Origin of the sequence: Pararhizobium sp. LjRoot238, assembly GCF_964252955.1 — a bacterium.
Lineage (GTDB): Bacteria > Pseudomonadota > Alphaproteobacteria > Rhizobiales > Rhizobiaceae > Pararhizobium.
Genome location: NZ_CAXUPP020000001.1, coordinates 1545495 through 1567984, shown reverse-complemented (window position 1 = coordinate 1567984; position 22490 = coordinate 1545495). Strand labels below are relative to the sequence as shown.

Here is a 22490-nt window from a genome sequence, read left to right as displayed (position 1 = left end):
ATGTGGCATTTCCATGTCTTTTCATGGGGTTAACAGCCCCGCTAGAAACTGGCACGCGCCTTGAATAGTATTGCGCGGTCGTTGGGATTTTGTGCTCGGCGGCAAGGAGAGACGGCCCCGAGCCGAACATGAACAAGGATGGGAAACCAGATGAAAATTGTGATGGCCATTATCAAGCCGTTCAAGCTCGATGAGGTTCGCGAAGCCCTCACCGCTGTTGGCATCCAAGGCCTGACCGTGACTGAAGTGAAGGGTTACGGGCGCCAGAAGGGACACACGGAAATCTATCGCGGCACCGAATATGCCGTCAGCTTCCTGCCGAAGCTGAAAATCGAAATCGCCGTCGCCTCCGAGATCGTCGACAAGGCCGTCGAGGCGATCGCATCCGCGGCCAAGACCGGTCAGATCGGCGATGGCAAGATCTTCGTCTATTCGATTGACCATGCGGTGCGCATTCGTACCGGCGAAACCGATTCAGAAGCGCTGTAAGTCACGGCCGTTCAGGGAGCTATATTGCAAATGTCCTCATTCAAACTTTCCACCTCTCTCGGACGCGTGAGCGCTGCCGCCGCAGCCTTCCTCGCCCCGGCCATTGCCTTTGCGCAGGAAACGGCGCCCGCCGCCGCTGAAGTCGTGGCCGCAGCGCCGGTTCCGGACAAGGGCGACACCACCTGGATGCTCGTGTCCTCGGCGCTCGTGCTCCTGATGACTGTTCCTGGCCTTGCCCTCTTCTACGGCGGCCTCGTACGCTCCAAGAACATGCTGTCCGTTATGATGCAGGTTCTCATGATCGCCTCGGTCGCGATGGTCGTTTGGGTGACTTATGGTTATTCCATGGCCTTCACAGCCGGCGGCAGCCTGAATTCCTTCGTCGGTGGCTTCTCCAAGCTGTTCCTTGCCGGTGTCGACACGACAACCGTCGTTGAAACCTTCTCGAAGGGCGTCGTCATTCCGGAACTGGCATTTGTCATCTTCCAGATGACCTTTGCCGCGATCACCCCCGGCCTCATCGTCGGCGCCTTCGCCGAACGCGCGAAGTTCTCCGCCGTGATCCTGTTCATGATCCTGTGGCTGACCTTCATCTACTTCCCGATCGCTCACATGGTCTGGTTCTGGGGCGGCCCGAGCCTCTATGCCGATCCGTCCGGCCTGATCTTCGGCTTCGGCGCGATCGACTTCGCAGGCGGCACCGTCGTTCACATCAATGCCGGTATCGCAGGCCTCGTCGGCTGCATCATGATCGGCAAGCGCACCGGCTTCGGCAAGGACATGATGGCTCCGCACTCCATGACGCTCACCATGGTCGGCGCCTCTCTTCTGTGGGTCGGCTGGTTCGGCTTCAACGCCGGCTCCAACCTTGAAGCCAATGGCTATGCCGCGCTCGCAATGATCAACACCTTCGTTGCCGCGGCTGCCGCCGTCGTCTCGTGGTCGGTCGTCGAAACCTTCACCCGCGGTAAGGCGTCGATCCTCGGTGCGGTATCGGGTGCTGTCGCCGGCCTCGTCGTCATCACCCCCGCTGCCGGCTTCGTCGGCCCGATGGGTGCCATCATCATGGGTCTCGTCGTTTCGCCGATCTGCTACTTCTTCGTTTCCGCCGTGAAGAACAAGTTCGGTTACGACGATACGGCTGACGTCTTCGGCGTTCACTGCATCGGCGGTATCCTCGGCGCACTGCTGACCGGCGTCTTCGTCAACCCGGCCCTCGGCGGCGCAGGCATCGTCGATTACTCGACCGCCGATTTCGCGGCCGGTTATGCCGGAACGGCGGCGCAGGTCTGGTCGCAGTTCAAGGGTGTCATCGTCACGCTCCTGTGGTCGGGCATCGGCTCGGCGATCCTCTACAAGATCGTCGATGTGATCATCGGCCTGCGTGTCCCGGTCGAAGCCGAACGCGAAGGTCTCGACCTCTCGTCCCACGGCGAAGCTGCCTACCACTACTAAGAAATTGCGGAGCCGGGAAAACGGCTCCCTAACAGTCCCGTCGCGGTTTCGCCTTGCGCGAAGCCGCCCTTGGCCCGGATCTCGTATCCGGGCTTTTTTTGTGATGCCCCGGCCGTGGAAAACCAGTGCGGCTGCAGCGTTTCCCGTAAACGAAGCATCAAGGTTAATAGGGCTTTAACCCTCCTCTGCTTACGGTGGAAGCATGTGCGCATTGCGCTTTGCAGACGAACGGGCAGCAGGTCACCATGAGCAGAAGCAATCAGGCGGTATTCGACAACCGTTCCAACCGGTTTGTGCTTTCCACATTTGTCTGGCGGCAGGTGGCCGCGCTGGCGGGCTTTTCGCTGTTCGTTGCGCTCGGCTTCGCCGTCGCTGCACTATCGACCTGGAACGTCTCCGATCCGAGCTTCTCCTATGCGACCGCGGACGCCCCGACCAACATTCTCGGTTACACGGGTGCGGCCTTCGCCGATATCTTCATGCAGTTCTTCGGTATTGCCAGCGTCGTGGCGCTGCTTCCCGTCGTTGCCTGGGCGCTGGTGCTGATCTCCAGCAAACCCTTCGACCACATCCTCAAGCGCGCCGCCTCCTGGTTCGGCGGATCGGTACTCGCCTCCGCCGCTCTCGGCTGCATTCCAGCGCCCGTCACCTGGCCGCTGCCGAGCGGCCTCGGCGGTGTTTTCGGTGACATGATCCTGAGGTTCCCGGCGCTCTTTACCGGCGCCTTTCCGTCCGGCACGTTCGGCCTGGTGCTTGGTGTCCTGCTTGCCCTGCCGGCCACCTATTTCCTGGTCTACAGCGCCGGCCTGATCGGGGTTACCGATCCGGAAGACGATATGCCGGTGCCTGCGCAGGCGCCAAGCAAGGCGCGCACCGTCAGCGACGAGATGGAGGACGACGATTCCGAAGGCATCGTCATGGTCATTGCCGGAGCGCTCACCCATATGCGCTTCACCGCCCAGGCGCGTTTCCGCCGCCTGTTCGGCCTCAGCGGCCGCCGCAAGCCGGCCACGCGCCACTATGACGAGCCCTATGACTTCAACACCGACGAATTCGGCACGCTGAACGAACCGGTGCGGCCGAAGGCCGTTGCCCGCTCGGAGCGGGTCGAACCGTCGCTCGACCGCAGCGAGCGCCGCGTCGTCGCAGCACCGCCCATGTCGATCGACGATGATGATGACGATGATTTCCTCGACGCCGGCTACCGGCCGGCCGGCATCATGCCGGAAGACGATGAGGACGGCGACATCGATGCCGCCGCCGATTGGGCGCCGGTGCCCGCACCACGCAGGCAGCCGCCGGCTCAGCTCAACGCACGCGTCGTTCCCGCCGCCCCGCGCCCGAAGACCGGTCAGCGCGTCGAGCGCGAGGCGCAAAGCTCCTTCGTTTCGGACGACGACGATTTCATCCTGCCGCCGCTGCATTTCCTCGCCGAACCGAAAAATGTCGCGCGTGACGCAACCCTGTCGGCCGATGCGCTGGAACAGAATGCCCGCATGCTGGAAGGCGTGCTGGAAGATTTCGGCGTCAAGGGCGAGATCATCCATGTCCGCCCCGGCCCCGTCGTCACGCTCTACGAGCTGGAGCCAGCCCCCGGCATCAAGTCGTCGCGCGTCATCGGCCTGGCCGACGATATCGCCCGCTCGATGTCGGCAATCGCCGCCCGCGTCGCCGTCGTGCCCGGCCGCAACGCCATCGGCATCGAACTGCCGAACCAGCGCCGCGAGACCGTCTACCTGCGCGAATTGATCGGTTCCCGTGATTTCGAGACCAGCAAGACCAAGCTTGCCATGGCACTCGGCAAGACGATCGGTGGCGAGCCCGTGATCGTCGACATTGCCAAGATGCCGCATCTGCTCGTCGCCGGCACCACCGGCTCGGGCAAGTCGGTCGCCATCAACACCATGATCCTGTCGATCCTCTACCGCCTGAAACCGGAACAGTGCCGCCTGATCATGATCGACCCGAAGATGCTCGAACTCTCCGTCTATGACGGTATTCCGCATCTGCTCTCGCCCGTTGTCACCGATCCGAAGAAGGCCGTCGTCGCGCTGAAATGGACCGTGCGGGAGATGGAAGAGCGCTACAAGAAGATGTCGAAGATCGGCGTGCGCAACATCGACGGCTTCAACAGCCGCGTCGAGCAGGCGCTGGCCAAGGGCGAGCAGATCAGCCGCACTGTCCAGACCGGCTTCGACCGCCAGACCGGCGAGGCCGTCTACGAGACGGAAGAATTCGACCTGGCCCCGATCCCATACATCGTCGTCATCATCGACGAGATGGCCGACCTGATGATGGTCGCCGGCAAGGACATCGAGGGCGCCGTCCAGCGTCTGGCCCAGATGGCGCGTGCCGCCGGCATCCACGTCATCATGGCAACGCAGCGCCCCTCCGTCGACGTCATCACCGGCACGATCAAGGCAAACTTCCCGACCCGCATCTCCTTCCAGGTAACCTCGAAGATCGACAGCCGCACCATCCTTGGTGAACAGGGCGCCGAACAGCTGCTCGGCATGGGCGACATGCTCTACATGGCCGGCGGCGGCCGCATCCAGCGCGTCCACGGTCCCTTCGTCTCGGACACCGAGGTCGAGGACGTGGTCGCTTACCTCAAGACGCAAGGGGCGCCGCAATATCTCGACGCCATCACCGAGGATGACGACGAGGACGGCGAAGGCGGCGGCCCGGCCGGCACCTCCAATCTCGCCGAATCCGACGACCCTTACGACCAGGCGGTCGCCATCGTGCTGCGCGACGGCAAGGCCTCGACATCTTACGTCCAGCGCCGCCTCGGCATCGGCTACAACCGCGCCGCCTCGCTAATCGAGCGGATGGAACAGGAAGGCATCATCGGCGCGGCCAACCACGCCGGCAAGCGCGAGATTCTGGTGCCCACCGAAAGCGAAATCACCGGCCGGTAAAACCGTGTGTGCCCCTTGTCGAGCCTGCCGGACGGAAGGCCTGCGCGACCTCACGGGGAATTGAAGACGGGCGCAGGCAACGCCTTGAAGGCGCCGCACTTGCGCTCCACATGAGACTGGAATTGAAGGAGATTGCCATGACAGACACCGAAACCGGCCGCAGCGAACAGGAAAGCACGTTTTCGCCCCTGTCCCGCCGATCCTTCGCCGGTGGTCTTGCCATTGTCGCTGCCCTCGCCTTCATCGGCCTGCCGATCGAACCCGCCCGGGCACAGGCGGCCGTCGCTCAGAAAATCGCCGATCATTTCGCCTCCGTGAAGACGATGAGCGGCGAGTTCGTGCAGTTCGGCCCGCGTGGCGAGCAGACGGGCGGCAAGTTCTATATCAGCCGCCCCGGCAAGATCCGCTTCAACTACGAAGCCCCCTCGCCGATGCGCGTGATCGCCGACGGCAAGTCTGTTGTCATCGGCAATCAGAAAATGAAGACCTGGGATATCTATCCCTTGTCGAAGACGCCGCTGAAGCTGCTTCTCTCCGACAATATCGACCTGACCGGCAAGATGGTGCGCGACGTCAAGGAAGAGGCCGATCTGATCACCATCGTGCTGGGCGACAGAAGCGTCTTCGGCGATGCGACGATCACCCTGATGTTCGACCCGAAGACCTATGATCTGCGCCAATGGACGATCACCGACGCGCAGAAGAAGGACACGTCCGTGATGATCTTCAACGTCAAAAACGGCGTGCCGATGGACGACAAGGTCTTCCAGATCCCCTATAACGACGTGCGCAACAAGTCGAAGTGATCCAAACCTGATTGGCCCATAGCCGCCGTGACCGTAACGTCAGGCCGATGACGCCTCGCCGTCGATGCGCCGCGTCATCAGGATCTCGTCGATCTCCCGTCCCTCGTGGATCGTGCCGCCGGCGATGCGGCCGGCCTCGACAAAACCCTCGCGCCGGTAAAACCGGATCGCAGCCGGGTTTTCGCCACTGACGGCAAGCTCCAGCTGGCGGATACCGGCTTCGCGAGCGTGGCGAACGATCGCTTCGAGAAGCGCTTTCGCATGACCGCCGCCGCGCCGGTCGCGACGCACATAGACCATGACAACGGTTGCGCGGTGCGCCATCTTGCTGGCGCCCTGCCGAATGAGCCCCATGATGGCAACCGGCTCTTCCTCGTGAAAATCGACAAAGACGGCAGCGGCGGTCAAGCGGCGGCGCCACTCGTCATCCGGCAGCTTTTCCCAATCCGCGGCACTGCTGGCAAAGACGGCAGGCTCGGCACGCAGCGCTTCGAGCCGGATGCGGCGAAAGATTTCGAAATCCTCGGGGCTGAGATGCCGGATCATGCAGGACCTTTCCGCGAGAAGCAGGGCCGCATCATCGCGGCAAATGAAACCTGGACGGCAATAGATATCACCAGACGCAACTGTCAATATCGGCTGCAAATCCATTGGCCAAGCACGAAAAAAGCCCTTATGACCGCAGTACACGACAGCATCGGAAATACCCCCTCTGTCACTTCGTGACATCTCCCCCTCAAGGGGGGAGATTAGGAGCAAGAGGCCAGCCCCAAGCCAATCTCCCCCCTTGAGGGGGAGATGCCCGGCAGGGCAGAGGGGGGTGAGACGGCCACTGTCGCGTATTGTGAAATATGACGTCCGCTTCAACGAAAGCACATCCAAGGAAAGACCTCCCGCATGGCATTGTCGATCGCGACCTGGAACATCAACTCGGTGCGCCTGCGCATGCCGCTGGTCGAGCATCTCCTGAAGACCTGGTCGCCGGATATTCTCTGCCTGCAGGAAACCAAGTGCCCGAACGATCTGTTCCCCTTTTCGCCACTGAAGGCGCTCGGCTACGAGCACATCGCCATACACGGCCAGAAGGGTTACCACGGCGTCGCCACCATTTCCCGTCTGCCGCTGCATGAACTGGCAGACCGGCGCGATTATTGCGGCGTCGGCGATGCCCGCCATCTTTCCGTGGTGTTTGAAAAATCAGCCAAGAAGATCCGGCTGCACAATTTCTATGTGCCGGCCGGCGGCGACGAACCGGACCGCACGATCAACCAGAAATTCGGCCACAAGCTCGATTTCATCGACGAGATGAAGCTGCTGCATGCCGAAAGCGAAGCCGGTATCTCGTCGATCCTCGTCGGCGACCTCAATATTGCACCGCTCGAGCACGACGTCTGGTCGCACAAGCAGCTTTTGAAGATCGTCAGCCACACGCCGATCGAGACGGAGGGGCTGACCGCCGTCCTCACCGGCGGCGCCTGGGTCGATCTGATGCGCCAGCACACGCCGTCGCCGGAAAAGCTCTATACCTGGTGGAGCTACCGCGCCAAGGATTGGGAAGCCGCCGACAAGGGCCGCCGCCTCGACCACGTCTGGTCCTCCGCCGATCTCTCCCCTCATCTCACCCGCTTCGATATCCTGAAGGAAGCCCGCGGCTGGGACCGCCCGTCGGACCACGTGCCGGTGATTGCCCATTTCGATTTGTGAGAATTCGGGCCTGTCACCCGAATTTCGGCGCCAGCTTCTGCATGTTGCGGATCATCGTCTGCAGATTGTCCTTGATCCGCGCTTCGACGACGACCGCCACTTCCGGATATTCCTCCAGCATGCGGCGAAACAGCGGCCGGTTGATGCGGATGACTTCGCTGTCTTCCTCGGCCGTCGCGGTGAACTTGCGCTCGACGAAGGAAATCATCGCCAGTTCCGAGAGAAGTGTTCCCCGCCCGACCGTATCGACGACCTCGACGCCGCCATCGACCTGGCTGCGGGTCAGACTGAACGAGCCGCTGGCAATGGCAAAGGCGCAATCGGCGGGTGCGCCCTCGCGAAAGAGTTGCTGGCCCCTGTTGAGGCGCCGGCGCTCGGCCCCGAAGGCGATCAGCCGCAGCTTGTCGTCATCGATATCCGCAAACAGCGGCACGAGGGAGAGAAGGGCGATGTCGTCGTTCAGCGACACGGGAATACCTCGGAGACAGCGTGATGCCAGCGCTCCCCATATCAGGGAACGATCTTGTACCCGCCATTCTCTGTCACCAAAATCTCCGCATTGGAAGGGTCGCGTTCGATTTTCTGGCGCAGGCGATAGACATGGGTTTCGAGCGTGTGGGTGGTCACGCCGGAATTGTACCCCCAGACCTCTTCGAGCAGCACGTCGCGCGTCACCACTTTCTGGTCGGCACGATAGAGATAACGGATGATCGCCGCTTCCTTTTCCGTGAGCCGGATCTTCTGGCCGTTTTCCAGCGTCAGCAGCTTCTGCCCCGGCTTGAACGTATAGGGGCCGACGGTGAAGGTCGCGTCCTCGCTCTGTTCGTGCTGGCGCAGCTGCGCCCTTATGCGGGCAAGCAGCACGGCGAACCGGAACGGCTTGGTCACATAATCGTTGGCACCCGCTTCCAGACCGAGAATGGTATCGGAATCGGTGTCATGGCCGGTCAGCATGATGATCGGCGCCTTGAAGCCGCCCTTGCGCAGGAGCTTCACCGCCTCGCGCCCGTCCATATCAGGCAGGCCGACATCCATCACCAGAAGGGCGATCTGCTGGTTGCGGGCCGTATGGATGCCCTTGGCCGCCGTCGGCTCCTGAAGAATGGTGAATTCCTCATAGAGGGCAAGCTGCTCCGTCAGCGTATCGCGCAGGTCGTTGTCATCATCGACGAGAAGAATGGTGCGGGCCGACATGCTGAGATCCCTCCTTGCTTCCGGATTGAAACTAACTCAATCGCCGCCATAAACAAGCAACGGAAGCTTCACCCGTTTGTTACATATTGTGTAGTGCTATGGTGTGGTTTCAGATCACGGACAACGCAAAAAACTGTGTGTAAAATGCGACGAAAACCCCGCAAGGCCGCAAATCACCCCAGCATCATCGTCGTCAGAAGAAAACCGGGAAATCCAAGCCGCGCCCTCGTCACCTTCGCAGGCCGCACCGAAGAGGCCGCGATCGGCCGCAGCGGCGTCAGTTCACGCAAGCGCGAAGGCGACGGCGCCACCCCGATCGCGGCCATGCGCCTCGTCGGCGGCCACGTCCGCCACGACCGCGTCATCCCGCCGCCGACGGCCCTGCCGCTCCGCTTCACGCCGCAAAACCTGCTCTGGTGCGACGAACCGCGCGATGCGAACTACAACCGCCCCGTCATCGCGCCGTTCAAGCCCAGTCACGAAAGGATGCGCCGCGCCGACAGCCTCTACGATATCTGCCTGGTGATGGACTGGAACCTGCGCTCGCGCAAACGCCATGGCGGCTCGGCCATCTTCTTCCACCTCGCCAAGCCCGGCTACACGCCGACCGAAGGATGTGTTGCGGTCAGCCTGCCGGCGATGAAGCGGCTGTTGCGGTTCATGCGGCGGGGGACTGTGGTGAGGGTGATGCCGTAGCCGTCGATGTGAAAACGAGCGTCCGCTGCCGCCTCACCCCACAGATCGCGGCGTCACGAACCGCTCCAGATAACCGGTACCCTTGGCAACATCGCCCCATCCGTCGAGATCGAAGTCGATGACGGCAAGCCCCGCCGTCGAAAACTTCTCCTTCATGCGGCCCATCGCATCCGCATCGCCATCCGCCACGAGCAACGACGCGGCATCCTCCATGCCCGGATTGTGGCCGACGACCAGCAAGGTGCGGATGCCGGGCTCGACTGACCGGATCACATCCAGGATGCGCTCGGCCGACACCTCGTAGACGCCCGGAGCCTCGCGCTCGGCGACCTTTTTCGACAGGGCCTCGCAAACGAGTTTCCACGTCTCCTGCGCTCGCCGGGCGGGCGAGACGAGGGCGAGATCGGGGATAAGCTTTTCGCGCGCCATATAGGCGCCGATGACGGGTGCTGTCTTGCGGCCGCGTTCCGCCAGCGGCCGCTCACGATCGGCAACACCGTCCGGCCAGGCGGATTTTGCGTGGCGCAGGAGAATGAGGCGGCGTTTCAGCTTCGCGGATTTCTTGCTCATATGGCTCCTCCCACCTCCCCCTCGAGGGGGAGGTCGCAGCAAAGCTGCGGGTGGGGGTGACAGCCGCGAACTCCAATGCCAACGGGACAGCCCGCAGATCACCCCACCCCGGACCTACGGTCCGACCCTCCCCCTCAAGGGGAGGGTAAAAGTCTTAACTCCAGTCGCGGATATCGACGAAGTGGCCGGAGACGGCTGCTGCCGCTGCCATTGCCGGCGACACGAGGTGCGTGCGGCCCTTGAAACCCTGGCGGCCTTCGAAGTTGCGGTTGGAGGTCGAGGCGCAACGCTCGCCCGGCTTCAGGCGGTCGTCGTTCATCGCAAGGCACATGGAGCAGCCCGGCTCGCGCCAGTCGAAGCCGGCCGCCTTGAAGATCTTGTCGAGGCCTTCGGCTTCCGCCTGCTCCTTGACGAGGCCCGAGCCCGGAACGATCATCGCAGACACCGTCGGAGCGACGGTGCGGCCTTCGACGACCTTGGCGACTTCGCGCAGGTCCTCGATGCGGCCATTGGTGCAGGAGCCGATGAAGACGCGGTCGACGGTGATGTCGGTGATCTTCGTGCCCGGCTTCAGGCCCATATAGTCGAGCGCGCGCCACTTGGAGGTGCGCTTGTTCTCGTCCTGGATTTCGTCCGGGTTCGGAACGATGCCCTGGACGGAGATGACGTCTTCCGGCGAGGAACCCCAGGAGACGATCGGCGGCAGGGCTGCGGCATCGAGCACGACGACCCGGTCGAAATGGGCGCCTTCGTCGGTGTGCAGCGTCTTCCAGTAGGCGATCGCCTGCTCCAGCTCTTCGCCCTTCGGTGCACGCGGCTTGCCCTTGATATAGTCGAAGGTCTTCTCGTCCGGCGCGATCAGGCCGGCGCGGGCGCCGCCTTCGATCGTCATGTTGCAGATGGTCATGCGGCCTTCCATCGACAGCGAACGGATCGCTTCGCCGGCGAACTCGATGACGTGGCCGGTGCCGCCGGCCGTGCCGATCTCGCCGATGATGGCAAGGATGATGTCCTTGGCGGTGACGCCTTCCGGCAACTGGCCATCGACACGCACCAGCATGTTCCTGGCCTTCTTCTGGATCAGCGTCTGGGTTGCGAGCACATGCTCGACCTCGGACGTGCCGATGCCATGCGCCAGCGCCCCGAAAGCGCCATGCGTCGAGGTGTGGCTGTCGCCGCAGACGATCGTCATGCCCGGCAGGGTGAAGCCCTGTTCCGGCCCTACGATGTGGACGATGCCCTGGCGCTTGTCGCTGGCCGAATAATATTCGACGCCGAAATCGGCGGCGTTCTGAGCCAGCGCCTCGACCTGGATGCGGCTTTCCTCGTTCTTGATGCCGAGATGGCGATCCGGCGAGGTCGGCACGTTGTGGTCGACGACGGCAAGCGTCTTTTGCGGCGCGCGCACCTTGCGGTTCGTCATGCGGAGCCCCTCGAACGCCTGCGGGCTCGTCACTTCGTGAACGAGATGGCGGTCGATGTAGAGAAGACAGGTTCCGTCGTCCTGTTGATCGACCAGATGGTCGTCCCAGATTTTATCGTAGAGAGTACGCGGTGCGCTCATGGCTTTTCATCCAACATGAAGAAGAAGGTCTGGAAAATATCCGGCAAAAAGGGCGCCGGTGGCCCAATCGGGATCAAGCCCCGAAGATCAACGAAGTCGGCTGTTGAGCGCGCCCGAAACGCACGCAAAAAACCGTGCCGGCAGACGCTTGTGGTCCTGCAGCACGACGATTTTCTGCGCAAAACATCCGAATTTGGATTCCATGGGCGCGGATATATCAATTTTTTGACGGTTGGGCAATTGGGCAGAGTGACGGCGACGCAGGTGCTCCCGGAGAGTCCAGCCCCCCCTCTGTCACTGCGTGACATCTCCCCCTCAAGGGGGGAGATCATTCTTTTCCCTTATTCACGCCAAAGTAAGGGACGCACAAAGACCGCGGATGATCTCCCCCCTTGAGGGGGAGATGTCGGCGTCGCCGACAGAGGGGGGTAGGCTTACCGCACCCGCCGCAGCCTCTTCTCCAACTGCCGCAACCCCAGCGACAGCCCGATCGTCAGGACCAGGTAGATATAGGCGACGATCGAATAGGTCTCGAAGAAGCGGAACGAGCCGGACGCATAGATCTTGCCCATCTGGGTAATGTCGGCGACGCCGAGCACGGAGACCAGGGATGAGTCCTTCACCATCGCCACGAAATCGTTTCCGAGCGGCGGCAGGATGACGCGAACCGCTTGCGGGAAGACCACCAGCCGGAAGCGTTGATAGCGCGACAGCCCCAGAGCCTTCGCCGCCTCGATCTGCCCCTTGTCGACCGACTGGATGCCGGCGCGGAAGACCTCGGCGATGAAGGCGGAGTAGCCGATGGTGAGCGCCATGATCGCCCGCCACATCAAGGAGACGTCGCGCACCAGAAGCGGCTTGGCATAGCCGGCCTCCACCAGCGGGCTCAGAACCGCGTTGACCATCGTCACCAGCGCCGGCGCGCCGACGAAGGCGATGTAGAACAGAAGCACGAGGATCGGGATGCCGCGGATGACCTCGGTATAGAACCGGGCGATCTGGCGCAGTGCTGCGCGCTCGGACAGCGCCATCAGCGCGATGCCGAGCCCCAGCAGCGTGGCGAAGAAGAAGCCGAGCAACGTCACCAGGATGGTGATGCCGATGCCGGCCGAAACGATGGTGAAGACTTGGGCGTAGATATCGTTGGAAACAATCACCACGGCAAGTGCTGCGGCGATAACGGCAAGGGCGACCAGCCACCAGGGATAGTCGCCCTTCGAAGATGTGTGTTGCGGCTGCGCAGGCGTCATCGGGCGGGGATCATTCGCCCATCTTGTAGTCGACGAACCACTTCTGGTTCAGCTTGTCGAACGTGCCATCGGCCTTCAGCGCGGCGATCGCGGCATTGACGGGTGCTACGAGATCCGAGCCCTTCTTGAAGATGAAGCCGAAATCCTCCGTGCCGAGCGGCCCGCCGATCACCTCCAAGGCACCGTTCGAGGAATCGACATAGCCCTTGGCCGCGACGCTGTCCGTCAGCACCGTATCGACATCACCGGCCTTCAAGGCCTGCACCGTCGCGCCGAAGGTCTCAAACAGCTTGATGCGTGCATTCTGCTCGTTGCCGTCGAGGATTTCATAGACTGCCGTGTAGAAGGGCGAGGTGCCCGGCTGGGCGCCGACCAGCCCATCGGCAAACGCGCCAAAAGTCTTGGCGTCGGTGAAGCGGCTCTCGTCGCCGCGCACCAGCATGAACTGCTGCGAGCGCATATAGGGATCGGAGAAATCCACCTGCGTCTTGCGCTCATCCTTGATGGTGATGCCGGTCATGCCGATATCGTACTGGCCGTCCGAGACCGCCTGGATCATTGCGTCCCAGCTTGTGTTCTGGATTTCCAGCTTGAAATTCAGCCGCTTGGCGATCTCGTCCATCGCGTCATATTCCCAGCCGATCGCCTTGCCGCTCTTCGGATCGACGAACTGCAGCGGCGGATAGGCATTCTCGGTGACGACCACCACGGTGCGGCCGCCGAGATCGGGCAGATCGGCGGCGGAAGCGCTCAAGGGTGCAAGAACAAGGCCGGTCAGGCCGGCGAGAATGGTGCGGCGGGAAAACATGCGTGGGCTCCTGAATTGTGGCGAGTGGAACCTGTCACAGAAGCCAACGGGCTGGCAAGGGCATTCGTAATCCGCTCAGTATCTTGGATTGTAACGCTGCACGCTGATTTCGTCGGCATGCTGACGCATAGTTACTGTGTCATACCAAGCCTGCATTTTCAGAAGCGTGTCCATTTTCACTCCGAAGGCCTTTTCGATCCGCAAGGCCATTTCTGGAGACAGGGAGGCCTTTTCGTTCACAAGATCGGATAGGGTCGCGCGTCGCACGCCCAGCACCTCGGCAGCCTTGAGAACGGACAGGCCGAGTTCGTCTAAAATTTCTTCGCGAATGAAAGCGCCGACATGTGGCGGCATCATGCCGATTTTTTCAATGGTTTCGCTCATCAGTGATAATCCTCCAAGTCCAGGTTGGAAATTTCGCCATCTTCGATCTCGAACGTGACCCGCCAATTTCCCGATGCGGAAATACTCCACGTCCCCGCCCGGTTGCCTGTCAATTGATGGGTACGCCAACCTGGAGGGCCGTTGAGACCCTCTATGTCTGCGGAAGAAATCAGCATGCCAGAATGTTCCGCACTCGGTTGACGAGGTCGGGCCGAATGCCTTTCGCATCATCGTTTTCGATGTAGCGCTTCAAACCCTTGTGTCGAACAGAGCGAATTTTCATTGCCGATATATGTACGGTAAAACCGTACATATATCAAGTCGTCTATCCGGCTGGTTCTTTCGACCCGGATAGAGTCGGACCGATGTTACCCGTCCTGCCCCGTCTTCCTCGCCCCGATCGAAAACGACAGCGGCATGCGCGGCAGGCCCAGACCGAGTTCGAACTGGTCCTCGCCGGTCTCGACCATGCCGGGATAGTGACGCCAGGTCAGGATCTCGTGCTCGTTGAGGAACTCAAGCGTCATCCCGGCTTTCAAAAGCGCGTTGACGATGTCACTCAAGGGATGGAACCATTCATACATCCGCTTGTGCGTCAGCGGCCGCGTGTCGCCGGTATAGGTGTGAGATTCCTCGAACAATAGCGGCGCATCGTGCGGCGTGCGCCAGCCGTGAGCCAGCGAAAGCCGGCCGTCCACGGCCTCATGCTGGAACATCTGCGGGTGCCCGTCGAGCAGGTAGAGCGTTCCGCCGGGCCTGAGCAGGCTTGCGACCACCTTGGCCCAGCGGGAAATATCCGGCAGCCAGTGGATCGCCCCCCAGGTGACGAAGACCATGTCGTAGGTCCGGTGCCCGAGAGCTGCCGCCGCGTCGTAGACGGATGCCTCGACGAATGTCGCTTCCGCTTTCGCCCTGGCGGCAAATTCGCGTCCTGCGGCAATGGCGATGGACGAAAAATCGAGCCCGGTCACGCTTGCCGCGCCCAGATGCTTCAGGCTCAGCGTGTCGAGCCCGATATGGCATTGCAGGTGGACAATGTCTTTGCCGCAGACATCGCCGATCTCGCTCGCCTCCAGCGCATGCAGCGACGAGCCGCCGGAAAGCACCCTGTCGATCCGGTAGCTGCCGGTCGTGTCGGTTGCGTGCAGGGCCGCCCGGTCGTCCCAGTTCAGCCGGTTGGTCTTGAGATAGTCGTCCATCGTCTTCTTCCCCAAAGAAAAAGGCGGCCCGAAGACCGCCTTGTCCAACAATCCCAATGGATTGAATCTTATTCTGCTGCTGTCTCTTCAGCAGCCTTGGCAGCGGCTGCTTCTTCAGCGGCCTTGGCTGCTGCAGCTTCTGCCGCTGCGGCTTCTGCTGCTGCCTTTTCGGCGGCCAGAGCCTGTGCTGCTGCGACCTTTTCAGCTTCCAGACGTGCCTTTTCGTCGGCAACGGCCTGGCGCTCGGCGTCGTTCAGCTTGCGGGCGCGAACGCCGGTGTCTTCAACGATACGGGCCGACTTGCCGCGACGATCGCGCAGGTAGTAGAGCTTGGCACGGCGGACCTTACCGCGGCGAACGATCTCGACGCTCTCGACGAGCGGAGAGTAAACCGGGAATACGCGCTCGACGCCTTCGCCGTAGGAAATCTTGCGGACCGTGAAGCTTTCGTTGATGCCGCCGCCGGAGCGGGCGATGCAAACGCCTTCATAGGCCTGGATACGGGTACGGGTACCTTCCGTCACGCGGACGTTGACGCGGAGGGTGTCGCCTGCGGAAAATTCCGGAAGCGTGCGCTTGGCTTCGATCTTGGCGGCCTGTTCGGCTTCCAGCTGCTGGATGATGTTCATTGGTCTAACCTTCTCAAGTTCTTCTGAAACAGCCAGAGCGCTCAATCATGCCTCTTGGACCAAGCCTCGGATGAGGGCCTCAAGGATTTGTTTCTCGGAGGGAGAAACAGGAGCGAATTCACCATTCTTTGTTTTCGAGCTGCGGGATTTTCCCGAACCGGTCGGGCGAATACACCAAAGACCGGCATTTGTCATCCCCAAGGGACAAAATTTCTTCGTGCCGCAAGCCTGCGGTTGGTAGTTTCCGCGACTTGCCGCCGGTCGGCCCTCGGGTTATGTGCGTTTGTACCGCTGGAGGAGCGTCATGTCCATCACCACCGCCTGTCTTCTGTTTGTCGCCGGCTTCCTGTCCGGCGCCGTCAATGCCGTCGCCGGCGGCGGCACGTTCCTGACCTTCGGTGCCATGACGCTGGCCGGCCTGCCGCCGATCGTCGCCAATGCCACCTCCTCGATCGTCCAGTTTCCGGGCTATGTCACCTCGGCGCTGGCCTATCGCCGCGAAATCATCGCCGACCGCCGCGAGGTGATCGTTCTAAGTATCATCTCACTCATCGGCGGGCTCGCCGGAGCGCTGATCCTCTTGTCCCTGTCCAATCCGTCCTTCCGGGCGATGGTTCCCTGGCTGCTGATCGCCGCAACCGCGATCTTCGCGCTCGGCCCGCTGCTGCGTCCGAACCCGAAGGAGAGCGGCACGCCCGTCGGCATGGCCGGCCTCGCCGGCCAGTTCGTCACCGCCATCTATGGCGGCTTCTTCGGCGCCGGCATGGGCATCATGATGCTCGCCGTGCTCGGCCTCTCGACCGGCGGCGATTATCACCGCGTCAATGCCTTGAAGAATTTTCTCGCCATGGTGATTGCCGCGGTCGCCATCGTCGTCTTTGCCGGCGGCAATGTTATCGGCTGGCTGCATGCCGCCTTCATGGTCCCCGGCGGCGCGCTCGGCGGCTATGCCGGCGTCTGGCTTGCCCGCCGCGTGCCGCAGGTTTTTATCCGCGCCATCGTCATTGCTGTCGGGCTGTTGCTGGCGGTTTATTATTTTGTGACGGGGTGATTGAGAAGATCCGGCCGCCGCTCTTCCGTCAGCTTGCGCGCCTCGGCCTCCCGCCATTTCTCGATCTCGCCATGGTGGCCGGACGTGAGCACGGCCGGGATTTCCATGCCCTCGAAAACCTGCGGCCGGGTATAGTGCGGATGCTCCAGCAGCCCGCCCTCGAAACTCTCGTGAACGCCCGACAAGTCATTGCCCATGACGCCGGGCAGGATGCGCACGACCGCGTCGAGCAGGGTGAGCGCCGCCGGTTCGCCGCCGGAAAGAATATAGTCGCCGATCGAAACCTCTTCGAGCCCGCGGCTGTCGATCACCCGCTGGTCGACACCTTCGAACCGGCCGCAGACGATGATGGCGCCCGGACCGGCCGCAAGCTCGCGCACGCGCTTCTGCGTCAGCGGCAGCCCACGCGGGCTCATCAACAGCCGCGGCCGATCGTCGCCAGCCGAGGCATGATCGATCGCCTTGGCGAGAATGTCCGCCCTGAGAACCATGCCGGCGCCGCCGCCGGCCGGCGTGTCATCGACGGTGCGGTGCTTGTCCTCGGCAAAATCGCGGATCTGCACAGTATCGAGCGACCATTGGCCGCGCTCGAGCGCCTTGCCCGACAGCGAATGGCCAAGATGCCCCGGAAACATGTCCGGATAAAGCGTCAGGATGGTGGCGCGGAAGCTCATGGCTTGGCCGTCATTTCTTCTTCGGCTTGAACTGGCTGCTCGGGTCCGCGTCCTTGTCGTCGACAAGCCCGGCCGCCAGCGGATCGACCAGTATGGTTCCGGCTTCGAGATCGATTTCCAGCACCGACCATTCGGAGAACGGGATCAGCACCGGCCGCTTGCCGGGGCCTTTGAGTTCCAAGAGATCGCCGGCGCCGAAATCGAAGACGCCGGTGACGGTGCCATAGCTCTTGCCTTCGCCGTCGAGCGCTTCCAGCCCTTCGAGGTCGGCATAGAAGAATTCGTCGTCGTCGAGATCGTCGTCCGGCAGGTTGTCGCGCTCGACGTAGAGTTCCAGCCCGTTCAGCGCCTCGGCGGCATTGCGGTCGTTGACGCCGCGAAAGCGGACGATGACGACGTTCTTCGCCTCGCGCACCTCGAGCACCTCGAAGGAACGGCCGTCCTCGGCATGGAGATGCCCGTAGTCGCCGATCGCCGTCGGCTCGGCGGCAAAGGATTTGACGCGCACTTCGCCGCGCAAGCCTTGTGCGCCGCCGATCGTACCCATCAGGACGGGATTCTTCAGTTTGCTCATCGCCGGGTCGTCTCCAGAGTGTGCCCTTCGAATAAACGAAAACGGGCGGCATGAAAACGCCGCCCGCCTTCAAAAAAATATGCTGTCGCGCGGCTTATTCGGCAGCAGCTGCAGCGGCGTCTTCGGCCTTCTGCTTGGCTTCGGCGGCGCGTTCCTGGGCCTTCTTGCCCGGCACTGCCTTTTCCGGGTTGTTGCGAACGTCGCGCTTGGCGATGCCGGCTTCGTTGAGGAAGCGCAGGACGCGGTCGGTCGGCAGCGCGCCGTTCGACAGCCAATGCTGGATGCGCTCGTTGTTCAGTTCAACGCGCTTGGCATCGTCCTTCTTCAGCATCGGGTTCCACGAACCGACCTTTTCCAGGAAGCGGCCATCGCGCGGCGAACGCACGTCGGCAACGACGATCTGGTAGAACGGGCGCTTCTTGGAACCACCGCGGGCGAGACGAATTTTCAGTGCCATGTCATGTACTCCTTGAGATAGTTTTCAGCCGTTTCTGACGACCGGATTGTTGGTGCTGTTTGCTTTGGGATTGATCTGGTCCGAAAACCGGTTTCCACTTTTCGGGATCAATCCTTGAGATCGGCAGCGATTGCTTCATGATGCCGGATCACCTCGTGGATGATGAAGTTCAGGAACTTCTCCGCGAAATCCGGGTCCAGATGTGCGTCTTCGGCAAGCTGCCGAAGACGGGCGATCTGGTATTCCTCGCGCGCCGGGTCCGCCGGCGGCAAATTGTACTTGGCTTTCAGCACGCCCACCGCCTTGGTGCAGCGAAACCGTTCGGCCAGCATATGGACGAGCGCCGCGTCGATATTGTCGATCGACTGACGGTAGCTCGCCAGTTCTGTTTTGACGGCAGGATCAACCATTCCGCTTCCCGTCCTCGCTCACTTCTTCTTCGGCAGGCCGGGAAGCCCCGGGAAGCCGCCGCCGAGACCGGGCAGTTTCATGCCATTACCCAAACCCGGCAATCCGCCGCCGCCGGGCAGGCCCTTGCCGAGGCCCGCGGCCTCGGCCTGCTTCTGCAGGGCTTCGAGCTGCTTGGGGTCCATCTTGGACAGGTCCGGCATGCCGCCCATTCCGCCGCCCATGCCGCCCCCCATGCCGCCAAGACCCATCTTGCCGGCGAGGCCGCCCATCATCTGCTTCATCATGCCGCCGCCCTTCTTGCCGCCCATCATTTTCATCATGTCGGCCATCTGGCGGTGCATTTTCAGCAGCTTGTTGATTTCGCTGGCATCCGTACCGGAACCGGCCGCGATGCGCTTCTTGCGCGAATGCTTGAGGATGTCGGGATTGGCGCGCTCGGCCTTGGTCATCGAGGAGATGATGGCGAGCTGGCGGCCGAACATCCTGTCATCGAGGCCGGCGGCGGCCATCTTGTCCTTCATGCCGGACATGCCGGGCATCAGCCCCATGATGCCGCCCATGCCGCCCATCTTCTGCATCTGCTTGAGCTGGTCGGCGAGGTCGTTGAGGTCGAACTTGCCCGACTTCATCTTGGCGGCCATCGCCGCCGCCTTCTCGGCATCGATATTTTCGGCAGCCTTCTCGACCAGCGAGATGATGTCGCCCATGCCGAGGATACGGTCGGCGACGCGGCGCGGATGGAATTCTTCCAGCTCCGACATCTTTTCGCCGACGCCGATCAGCTTGATCGGCTTGCCGGTGACGGCGCGCATCGAAAGGGCTGCACCGCCACGGCCGTCGCCGTCCATGCGGGTCAAGACGAGGCCGGTGATGCCGACGCGCTCGTCGAAATTGCGGGCGAGGTTGACGGCGTCCTGACCGGTCAGCGCATCGGCGACCAGAAGGATCTCATGCGGGTTCGAGCGGCGCTTGATCTCGGCCATCTCGATCATCAGCGGCTCGTCGATATGCGTGCGGCCGGCGGTATCGAGAATGACGATGTCGTGGCCGCCGAGCTTGGCCGCCTGGACGGCGCGCGCGGCGATATCGGTCGGCGACTGGCCGGCGATGATCGGCAGCGTATCGACGCCGGTCTGGGCCCCGAGCTGTCGCAGCTGCTCCTGCGCTGCCGGACGGCGCGTATCGAGCGACGCCATCAGGACCTTCTTCTTGTCCCGCGTCGTCATGCGAAGGGCGATCTTGCCCGTCGTCGTCGTCTTGCCCGAACCCTGCAGACCGACCATCATGATGACGACCGGCGCCGGCGCGTTGAGATCGATCGGCACGCCTTCCGAACCCAGCATGTTGATGAGTTCGTCATGAACGATCTTGACGACCATCTGGCCGGGCTTGATCGACTTCAGGATTTCGGCGCCGACCGCCTTTTCGCGCACCTTGTCGGTAAAGGACCGCACGACCTCGAGCGCGACGTCGGCTTCCAGGAGCGCACGGCGAACCTCGCGCAGGGCCGCCGACACATCGGCTTCCGACAACGCGCCACGGCCGGTCAATCCATTCAGAATGGATCCAAGGCGGTCCTGGAGACTTTCAAACATCGCTTCATCCTTGTCGTTTCGGACTTTTGGTTTTGCGCATATGCCTTTCTTTCTCGGCTTCGCCTCGAAAGGGACATGCGCGGATGCCCGAAACGTTGTGCTTTTCCTTGACGAAAACAAGACGCAAAGCCAAAAAGCACCCGAGGGCGCAACGCGCTGTCGGGTGTTGACCTCCGGGATCTCTTTATACCCTCTTGGGGTCCCGGTCGGTGGCTTCAAGTCTCGTTACTTGTCGCAGATGGCGCGGATAAACAGGAAAGCGGCGGGAAAGTCAAGGATAGAGGCCAAAAATGCTGGAATAGCCGCAGCACGCCCTTACAAAGAGGAGCCCGGCATACCAGATCATCCTCCTGATTTCACCGATCGGTCCCCCATGCCAAAGACGCCACCATCAAAGAAACCGAGCAATCCCTACTACACCGGCCCCGTCTCCGATCATTTCGACGGCACGCATTTCTTCAACCCCGAAGGCGAGGCCCCGCTCGGTTTTCGCGAATTGATGCGCTGGCAGTTCGGCGGCGGCAGAACGCCTTGGCCGAAGCGTGTGCCATGCCCCTTTCCGCCGGCAAAGCCGGACGATCGCGTCGATGGCGGCGATCTGCGCGTCACCATGGTCGGCCATGCGACGCTGCTGATCCAGGTCGCCGGCCTCAATATCCTGACCGATCCCGTCTGGTCGCCGCGCGTCAGCCCCTTTGCCTTTGCCGGCCCGAAGCGCGTCGTCGAGCCCGGCATCCGCTTCGACGACCTGCCGCCGATTGATATCGTGCTCGTCACCCACAATCACTACGACCATCTCGACCTCGCCACGCTGAAACGGCTGCACAAGGCGCACGGGCCGCATATCATAACGCCGCTCGGCAACGACACGATCATCCGCCGCGCCATTCCCGTGGCGAAGATTTCCGCCGTCGACTGGGGTGACCAGCTCTCGTTCCGGGACGGCGTCACCGTCGACTGCGAACCCTGCCACCACTGGTCGGCCCGCGGCACCCGCGACCGCCGCATGGCGCTGTGGGCCGCCTTCGTCATCTCGACGCCCGCCGGAAAGATCTATCACATCGGCGACACCGGCTTTCACGGCGGCATCAACTACCGCGCCGCCCACGAAAAACACGGCCCCTTCCGCCTCGCCAACCTGCCGATCGGTGCCTATGAGCCGCGCTGGTTCATGAAGGCGCAGCACCAGAACCCGGCGGAAGCGGTCAAAGGCATGCGGCTCTGCAACGCGGCCTATGTCGCCGGCCATCACTTCGCGACGATCCGGCTGACGAATGAGGGGATCGAGGAGCCGGTGGCGGCGTTGGAAAAGGCATTGAGAAAGCAGGGCGTTGCGCCGGAGCGTTTCCGGGCGCTGAGGGCTGGCGAGGTGTTCGATGTGCCTCCGGTGTAGCTCATCCCCTCCTCCGTCATTCCTGTGCTCGTCACAGGAATCCAGTCACGCGACGTCCGCGCGTGAGAGACTCCCCTGTTCTTCGCCAAAAATCCCTCGCCGCGCCGACGCGCGGCGGCTGGATCCCTGTGACAAGCACAGGGATGACGGAGGATGAGGACTGCCCTTGCCCTCCCAACATCATGCAGCCCTCAATTCTCCGGAAACTCGCGATACTGCGGCAGCTCATCGGTGATCTCGTACCACGGCGCCTTCGATCCCACGAAAATGTGCCCCGCCGGCCGGATTGACGGCGCATCGACCAGCGTCCCCATGGCGACATGCACATAGGCGCCTTCTCGCACCACCGAATAGACGAGCGATCCGCAGGTGCCGCAATGCACGTCATGGGCATCGTCGCAATTGCCATAGATCAGCCCAGCGCCATGGCCCTTGACGACCCGCAGCCGCTCCCGCCTGATCCCGGCGAATGGCTTGAAGGCCGATCCGGTGGTGCGGCGGCAGTTGGAACAATGGCAGTTCATCGAATATTCGAAGGCGTCGTCGACCGCGTATTCCACGGCACCGCACATGCATTTTCCGGTCAGCACGGAAGGTGTTTCAGGCATTTCTTGTCTCCGGAAACGTCACAGACGAGCCGCCAAGATGACCCGCGACTAGCAAGAT

Annotated in this window: 25 protein-coding genes; 8 read left to right on the top strand and 17 right to left on the bottom strand. The window is 62.2% G+C overall.

From position 1 onward, the window contains the following. Window positions 1–138 precede the first annotated feature (138 nt). The 4 genes from ACSQ3F_RS07730 to ACSQ3F_RS07715 all read left to right on the top strand — a co-directional run bounded on the left by ACSQ3F_RS07730 (window position 139) and on the right by ACSQ3F_RS07715 (window position 5671). On the top strand, window positions 139–489 hold the full coding sequence (locus tag ACSQ3F_RS07730) for a P-II family nitrogen regulator (RefSeq protein ID WP_037128337.1): 351 nt from the start codon (window positions 139–141) through the stop codon (window positions 487–489). 30 nt (window positions 490–519) lie between these two features. Beyond that, window positions 520–1944 (top strand): ammonium transporter, encoded by a 1425-nt coding sequence (locus ACSQ3F_RS07725; RefSeq protein ID WP_436099684.1) that lies wholly within the window; start codon window positions 520–522, stop codon window positions 1942–1944. Window positions 1945–2189: 245 nt separating this feature from the next. Next, complete coding sequence (locus ACSQ3F_RS07720; RefSeq protein ID WP_436099683.1) at window positions 2190–4865, top strand: DNA translocase FtsK 4TM domain-containing protein; 2676 nt, start codon at window positions 2190–2192, stop codon at window positions 4863–4865. Window positions 4866–5002: 137 nt separating this feature from the next. Next, a complete protein-coding gene (locus ACSQ3F_RS07715; protein ID WP_436099682.1) occupies window positions 5003–5671 on the top strand; it encodes an outer membrane lipoprotein carrier protein LolA in 669 nt (222 codons plus the stop codon). A gap of 39 nt (window positions 5672–5710) precedes the next feature. Here the strand turns inward: ACSQ3F_RS07715 and ACSQ3F_RS07710 are convergent, their stop codons facing one another. Next, window positions 5711–6217 (bottom strand): N-acetyltransferase family protein, encoded by a 507-nt coding sequence (locus ACSQ3F_RS07710; protein ID WP_436099681.1) that lies wholly within the window; start codon window positions 6215–6217, stop codon window positions 5711–5713. A 351-nt stretch (window positions 6218–6568) separates the two neighbouring features. Here ACSQ3F_RS07710 and ACSQ3F_RS07705 point away from each other — a divergent pair, with 351 nt between their 5' ends. Continuing rightward, window positions 6569–7375, top strand: a complete 807-nt coding sequence (locus tag ACSQ3F_RS07705) for an exodeoxyribonuclease III (RefSeq protein WP_436099680.1) — start codon at window positions 6569–6571, stop codon at window positions 7373–7375. A 13-nt stretch (window positions 7376–7388) separates the two neighbouring features. Here the strand turns inward: ACSQ3F_RS07705 and ACSQ3F_RS07700 are convergent, their stop codons facing one another. Next, the gene (locus ACSQ3F_RS07700; protein ID WP_436099679.1) at window positions 7389–7844 is read right to left on the bottom strand and encodes a cyclic nucleotide-binding domain-containing protein; all 456 of its coding nucleotides are present in this window, start codon (window positions 7842–7844) and stop codon (window positions 7389–7391) included. A 41-nt stretch (window positions 7845–7885) separates the two neighbouring features. Next, window positions 7886–8569 carry a response regulator transcription factor gene (locus ACSQ3F_RS07695; protein ID WP_436099678.1) on the bottom strand — a complete coding sequence of 228 codons (684 nt, stop codon included), beginning with the start codon at window positions 8567–8569 and terminating at the stop codon, window positions 7886–7888. A 144-nt stretch (window positions 8570–8713) separates the two neighbouring features. Here ACSQ3F_RS07695 and ACSQ3F_RS07690 point away from each other — a divergent pair, with 144 nt between their 5' ends. Beyond that, window positions 8714–9265: a L,D-transpeptidase family protein gene (locus ACSQ3F_RS07690; protein WP_436099677.1), complete on the top strand. Its 552-nt coding sequence runs from the start codon at window positions 8714–8716 to the stop codon at window positions 9263–9265. 33 nt (window positions 9266–9298) lie between these two features. Here ACSQ3F_RS07690 and ACSQ3F_RS07685 read toward each other — a convergent pair whose 3' ends face one another. The 8 genes from ACSQ3F_RS07685 to rplS form a co-directional block, all read right to left on the bottom strand. Beyond that, the gene (locus ACSQ3F_RS07685; protein WP_436099676.1) at window positions 9299–9835 is read right to left on the bottom strand and encodes a SixA phosphatase family protein; all 537 of its coding nucleotides are present in this window, start codon (window positions 9833–9835) and stop codon (window positions 9299–9301) included. Between the two features lie 154 nt (window positions 9836–9989). Then, window positions 9990–11399 (bottom strand): 3-isopropylmalate dehydratase large subunit, encoded by a 1410-nt coding sequence (gene leuC / locus ACSQ3F_RS07680; RefSeq protein WP_436099675.1) that lies wholly within the window; start codon window positions 11397–11399, stop codon window positions 9990–9992. 434 nt (window positions 11400–11833) lie between these two features. Beyond that, the gene (locus tag ACSQ3F_RS07675) at window positions 11834–12649 is read right to left on the bottom strand and encodes an amino acid ABC transporter permease (RefSeq protein ID WP_436099674.1); all 816 of its coding nucleotides are present in this window, start codon (window positions 12647–12649) and stop codon (window positions 11834–11836) included. Window positions 12650–12659: 10 nt separating this feature from the next. Further along, the gene (locus ACSQ3F_RS07670; RefSeq protein ID WP_436099673.1) at window positions 12660–13457 is read right to left on the bottom strand and encodes a basic amino acid ABC transporter substrate-binding protein; all 798 of its coding nucleotides are present in this window, start codon (window positions 13455–13457) and stop codon (window positions 12660–12662) included. Between the two features lie 75 nt (window positions 13458–13532). Next, the gene (locus ACSQ3F_RS07665) at window positions 13533–13841 is read right to left on the bottom strand and encodes a HigA family addiction module antitoxin (protein WP_436099672.1); all 309 of its coding nucleotides are present in this window, start codon (window positions 13839–13841) and stop codon (window positions 13533–13535) included. Then, entirely contained in the window at window positions 13841–14017 is a 177-nt protein-coding gene (locus ACSQ3F_RS07660; protein WP_436099671.1) for a type II toxin-antitoxin system RelE/ParE family toxin, read from the bottom strand. The genes ACSQ3F_RS07665 and ACSQ3F_RS07660 overlap by 1 nt, the downstream gene beginning before the upstream one ends. Before the next feature lie 192 nt (window positions 14018–14209). Next, a complete protein-coding gene (locus ACSQ3F_RS07655; protein WP_436099670.1) occupies window positions 14210–15040 on the bottom strand; it encodes a class I SAM-dependent methyltransferase in 831 nt (276 codons plus the stop codon). Between the two features lie 68 nt (window positions 15041–15108). Continuing rightward, window positions 15109–15669 (bottom strand): 50S ribosomal protein L19, encoded by a 561-nt coding sequence (gene rplS / locus ACSQ3F_RS07650; protein WP_037128361.1) that lies wholly within the window; start codon window positions 15667–15669, stop codon window positions 15109–15111. Window positions 15670–15973: 304 nt separating this feature from the next. Between rplS and ACSQ3F_RS07645 the strand changes: the two genes are divergently transcribed. Further along, window positions 15974–16720 carry a sulfite exporter TauE/SafE family protein gene (locus tag ACSQ3F_RS07645; RefSeq protein ID WP_436099669.1) on the top strand — a complete coding sequence of 249 codons (747 nt, stop codon included), beginning with the start codon at window positions 15974–15976 and terminating at the stop codon, window positions 16718–16720. Here the strand turns inward: ACSQ3F_RS07645 and trmD are convergent. The 5 genes from trmD to ffh all read right to left on the bottom strand — a co-directional run bounded on the left by trmD (window position 16702) and on the right by ffh (window position 20431). Then, complete coding sequence (gene trmD / locus ACSQ3F_RS07640; RefSeq protein ID WP_436099668.1) at window positions 16702–17394, bottom strand: tRNA (guanosine(37)-N1)-methyltransferase TrmD; 693 nt, start codon at window positions 17392–17394, stop codon at window positions 16702–16704. The two genes, ACSQ3F_RS07645 and trmD, sit on opposite strands and share 19 nt — an antisense overlap. A gap of 10 nt (window positions 17395–17404) precedes the next feature. Next, window positions 17405–17968, bottom strand: a complete 564-nt coding sequence (gene rimM / locus ACSQ3F_RS07635; RefSeq protein ID WP_436099667.1) for a ribosome maturation factor RimM — start codon at window positions 17966–17968, stop codon at window positions 17405–17407. Between the two features lie 94 nt (window positions 17969–18062). After that, on the bottom strand, window positions 18063–18425 hold the full coding sequence (rpsP, locus tag ACSQ3F_RS07630) for a 30S ribosomal protein S16 (RefSeq protein ID WP_113003734.1): 363 nt from the start codon (window positions 18423–18425) through the stop codon (window positions 18063–18065). Window positions 18426–18532: 107 nt separating this feature from the next. Continuing rightward, a complete protein-coding gene (locus ACSQ3F_RS07625) occupies window positions 18533–18835 on the bottom strand; it encodes a chorismate mutase (protein WP_436099666.1) in 303 nt (100 codons plus the stop codon). 18 nt (window positions 18836–18853) lie between these two features. Then, complete coding sequence (gene ffh / locus ACSQ3F_RS07620) at window positions 18854–20431, bottom strand: signal recognition particle protein (RefSeq protein ID WP_436099665.1); 1578 nt, start codon at window positions 20429–20431, stop codon at window positions 18854–18856. A gap of 373 nt (window positions 20432–20804) precedes the next feature. On the opposite strand from ffh, the gene ACSQ3F_RS07615 reads away from it, so the two are divergent. Beyond that, on the top strand, window positions 20805–21824 hold the full coding sequence (locus ACSQ3F_RS07615) for an MBL fold metallo-hydrolase (protein WP_436099664.1): 1020 nt from the start codon (window positions 20805–20807) through the stop codon (window positions 21822–21824). Between the two features lie 191 nt (window positions 21825–22015). On the opposite strand, the gene ACSQ3F_RS07610 is transcribed toward ACSQ3F_RS07615, so the two are convergent. After that, window positions 22016–22432 carry a GFA family protein gene (locus ACSQ3F_RS07610; protein WP_436099663.1) on the bottom strand — a complete coding sequence of 139 codons (417 nt, stop codon included), beginning with the start codon at window positions 22430–22432 and terminating at the stop codon, window positions 22016–22018. Window positions 22433–22490 lie beyond the last annotated feature (58 nt).

Excerpts from the sequence above, each read along its gene's own strand:
- ACSQ3F_RS07730 (WP_037128337.1), top strand. The coding sequence starts at position 139 with ATGGGAAACCAGATGAAAATTGTGATGGCCATTATCAAGCCGTTCAAG.
- ACSQ3F_RS07725 (WP_436099684.1), top strand. The coding sequence starts at position 520 with ATGTCCTCATTCAAACTTTCCACCTCTCTCGGACGCGTGAGCGCTGCC.
- ACSQ3F_RS07720 (WP_436099683.1), top strand. The coding sequence starts at position 2,190 with ATGAGCAGAAGCAATCAGGCGGTATTCGACAACCGTTCCAACCGGTTT.
- ACSQ3F_RS07715 (WP_436099682.1), top strand. The coding sequence starts at position 5,003 with ATGACAGACACCGAAACCGGCCGCAGCGAACAGGAAAGCACGTTTTCG.
- ACSQ3F_RS07710 (WP_436099681.1), bottom strand. The coding sequence starts at position 6,217 with ATGATCCGGCATCTCAGCCCCGAGGATTTCGAAATCTTTCGCCGCATC.
- ACSQ3F_RS07705 (WP_436099680.1), top strand. The coding sequence starts at position 6,569 with ATGGCATTGTCGATCGCGACCTGGAACATCAACTCGGTGCGCCTGCGC.
- ACSQ3F_RS07695 (WP_436099678.1), bottom strand. The coding sequence starts at position 8,569 with ATGTCGGCCCGCACCATTCTTCTCGTCGATGATGACAACGACCTGCGC.
- ACSQ3F_RS07690 (WP_436099677.1), top strand. The coding sequence starts at position 8,714 with ATGCGACGAAAACCCCGCAAGGCCGCAAATCACCCCAGCATCATCGTC.
- ACSQ3F_RS07685 (WP_436099676.1), bottom strand. The coding sequence starts at position 9,835 with ATGAGCAAGAAATCCGCGAAGCTGAAACGCCGCCTCATTCTCCTGCGC.
- leuC (WP_436099675.1), bottom strand. The coding sequence starts at position 11,399 with ATGAGCGCACCGCGTACTCTCTACGATAAAATCTGGGACGACCATCTG.
- ACSQ3F_RS07675 (WP_436099674.1), bottom strand. The coding sequence starts at position 12,649 with ATGACGCCTGCGCAGCCGCAACACACATCTTCGAAGGGCGACTATCCC.
- ACSQ3F_RS07670 (WP_436099673.1), bottom strand. The coding sequence starts at position 13,457 with ATGTTTTCCCGCCGCACCATTCTCGCCGGCCTGACCGGCCTTGTTCTT.
- ACSQ3F_RS07665 (WP_436099672.1), bottom strand. The coding sequence starts at position 13,841 with ATGAGCGAAACCATTGAAAAAATCGGCATGATGCCGCCACATGTCGGC.
- ACSQ3F_RS07660 (WP_436099671.1), bottom strand. The coding sequence starts at position 14,017 with ATGCTGATTTCTTCCGCAGACATAGAGGGTCTCAACGGCCCTCCAGGT.
- ACSQ3F_RS07655 (WP_436099670.1), bottom strand. The coding sequence starts at position 15,040 with ATGGACGACTATCTCAAGACCAACCGGCTGAACTGGGACGACCGGGCG.
- rplS (WP_037128361.1), bottom strand. The coding sequence starts at position 15,669 with ATGAACATCATCCAGCAGCTGGAAGCCGAACAGGCCGCCAAGATCGAA.
- ACSQ3F_RS07645 (WP_436099669.1), top strand. The coding sequence starts at position 15,974 with ATGTCCATCACCACCGCCTGTCTTCTGTTTGTCGCCGGCTTCCTGTCC.
- trmD (WP_436099668.1), bottom strand. The coding sequence starts at position 17,394 with ATGAGCTTCCGCGCCACCATCCTGACGCTTTATCCGGACATGTTTCCG.
- rimM (WP_436099667.1), bottom strand. The coding sequence starts at position 17,968 with ATGAGCAAACTGAAGAATCCCGTCCTGATGGGTACGATCGGCGGCGCA.
- rpsP (WP_113003734.1), bottom strand. The coding sequence starts at position 18,425 with ATGGCACTGAAAATTCGTCTCGCCCGCGGTGGTTCCAAGAAGCGCCCG.
- ACSQ3F_RS07625 (WP_436099666.1), bottom strand. The coding sequence starts at position 18,835 with ATGGTTGATCCTGCCGTCAAAACAGAACTGGCGAGCTACCGTCAGTCG.
- ffh (WP_436099665.1), bottom strand. The coding sequence starts at position 20,431 with ATGTTTGAAAGTCTCCAGGACCGCCTTGGATCCATTCTGAATGGATTG.
- ACSQ3F_RS07615 (WP_436099664.1), top strand. The coding sequence starts at position 20,805 with ATGCCAAAGACGCCACCATCAAAGAAACCGAGCAATCCCTACTACACC.
- ACSQ3F_RS07610 (WP_436099663.1), bottom strand. The coding sequence starts at position 22,432 with ATGCCTGAAACACCTTCCGTGCTGACCGGAAAATGCATGTGCGGTGCC.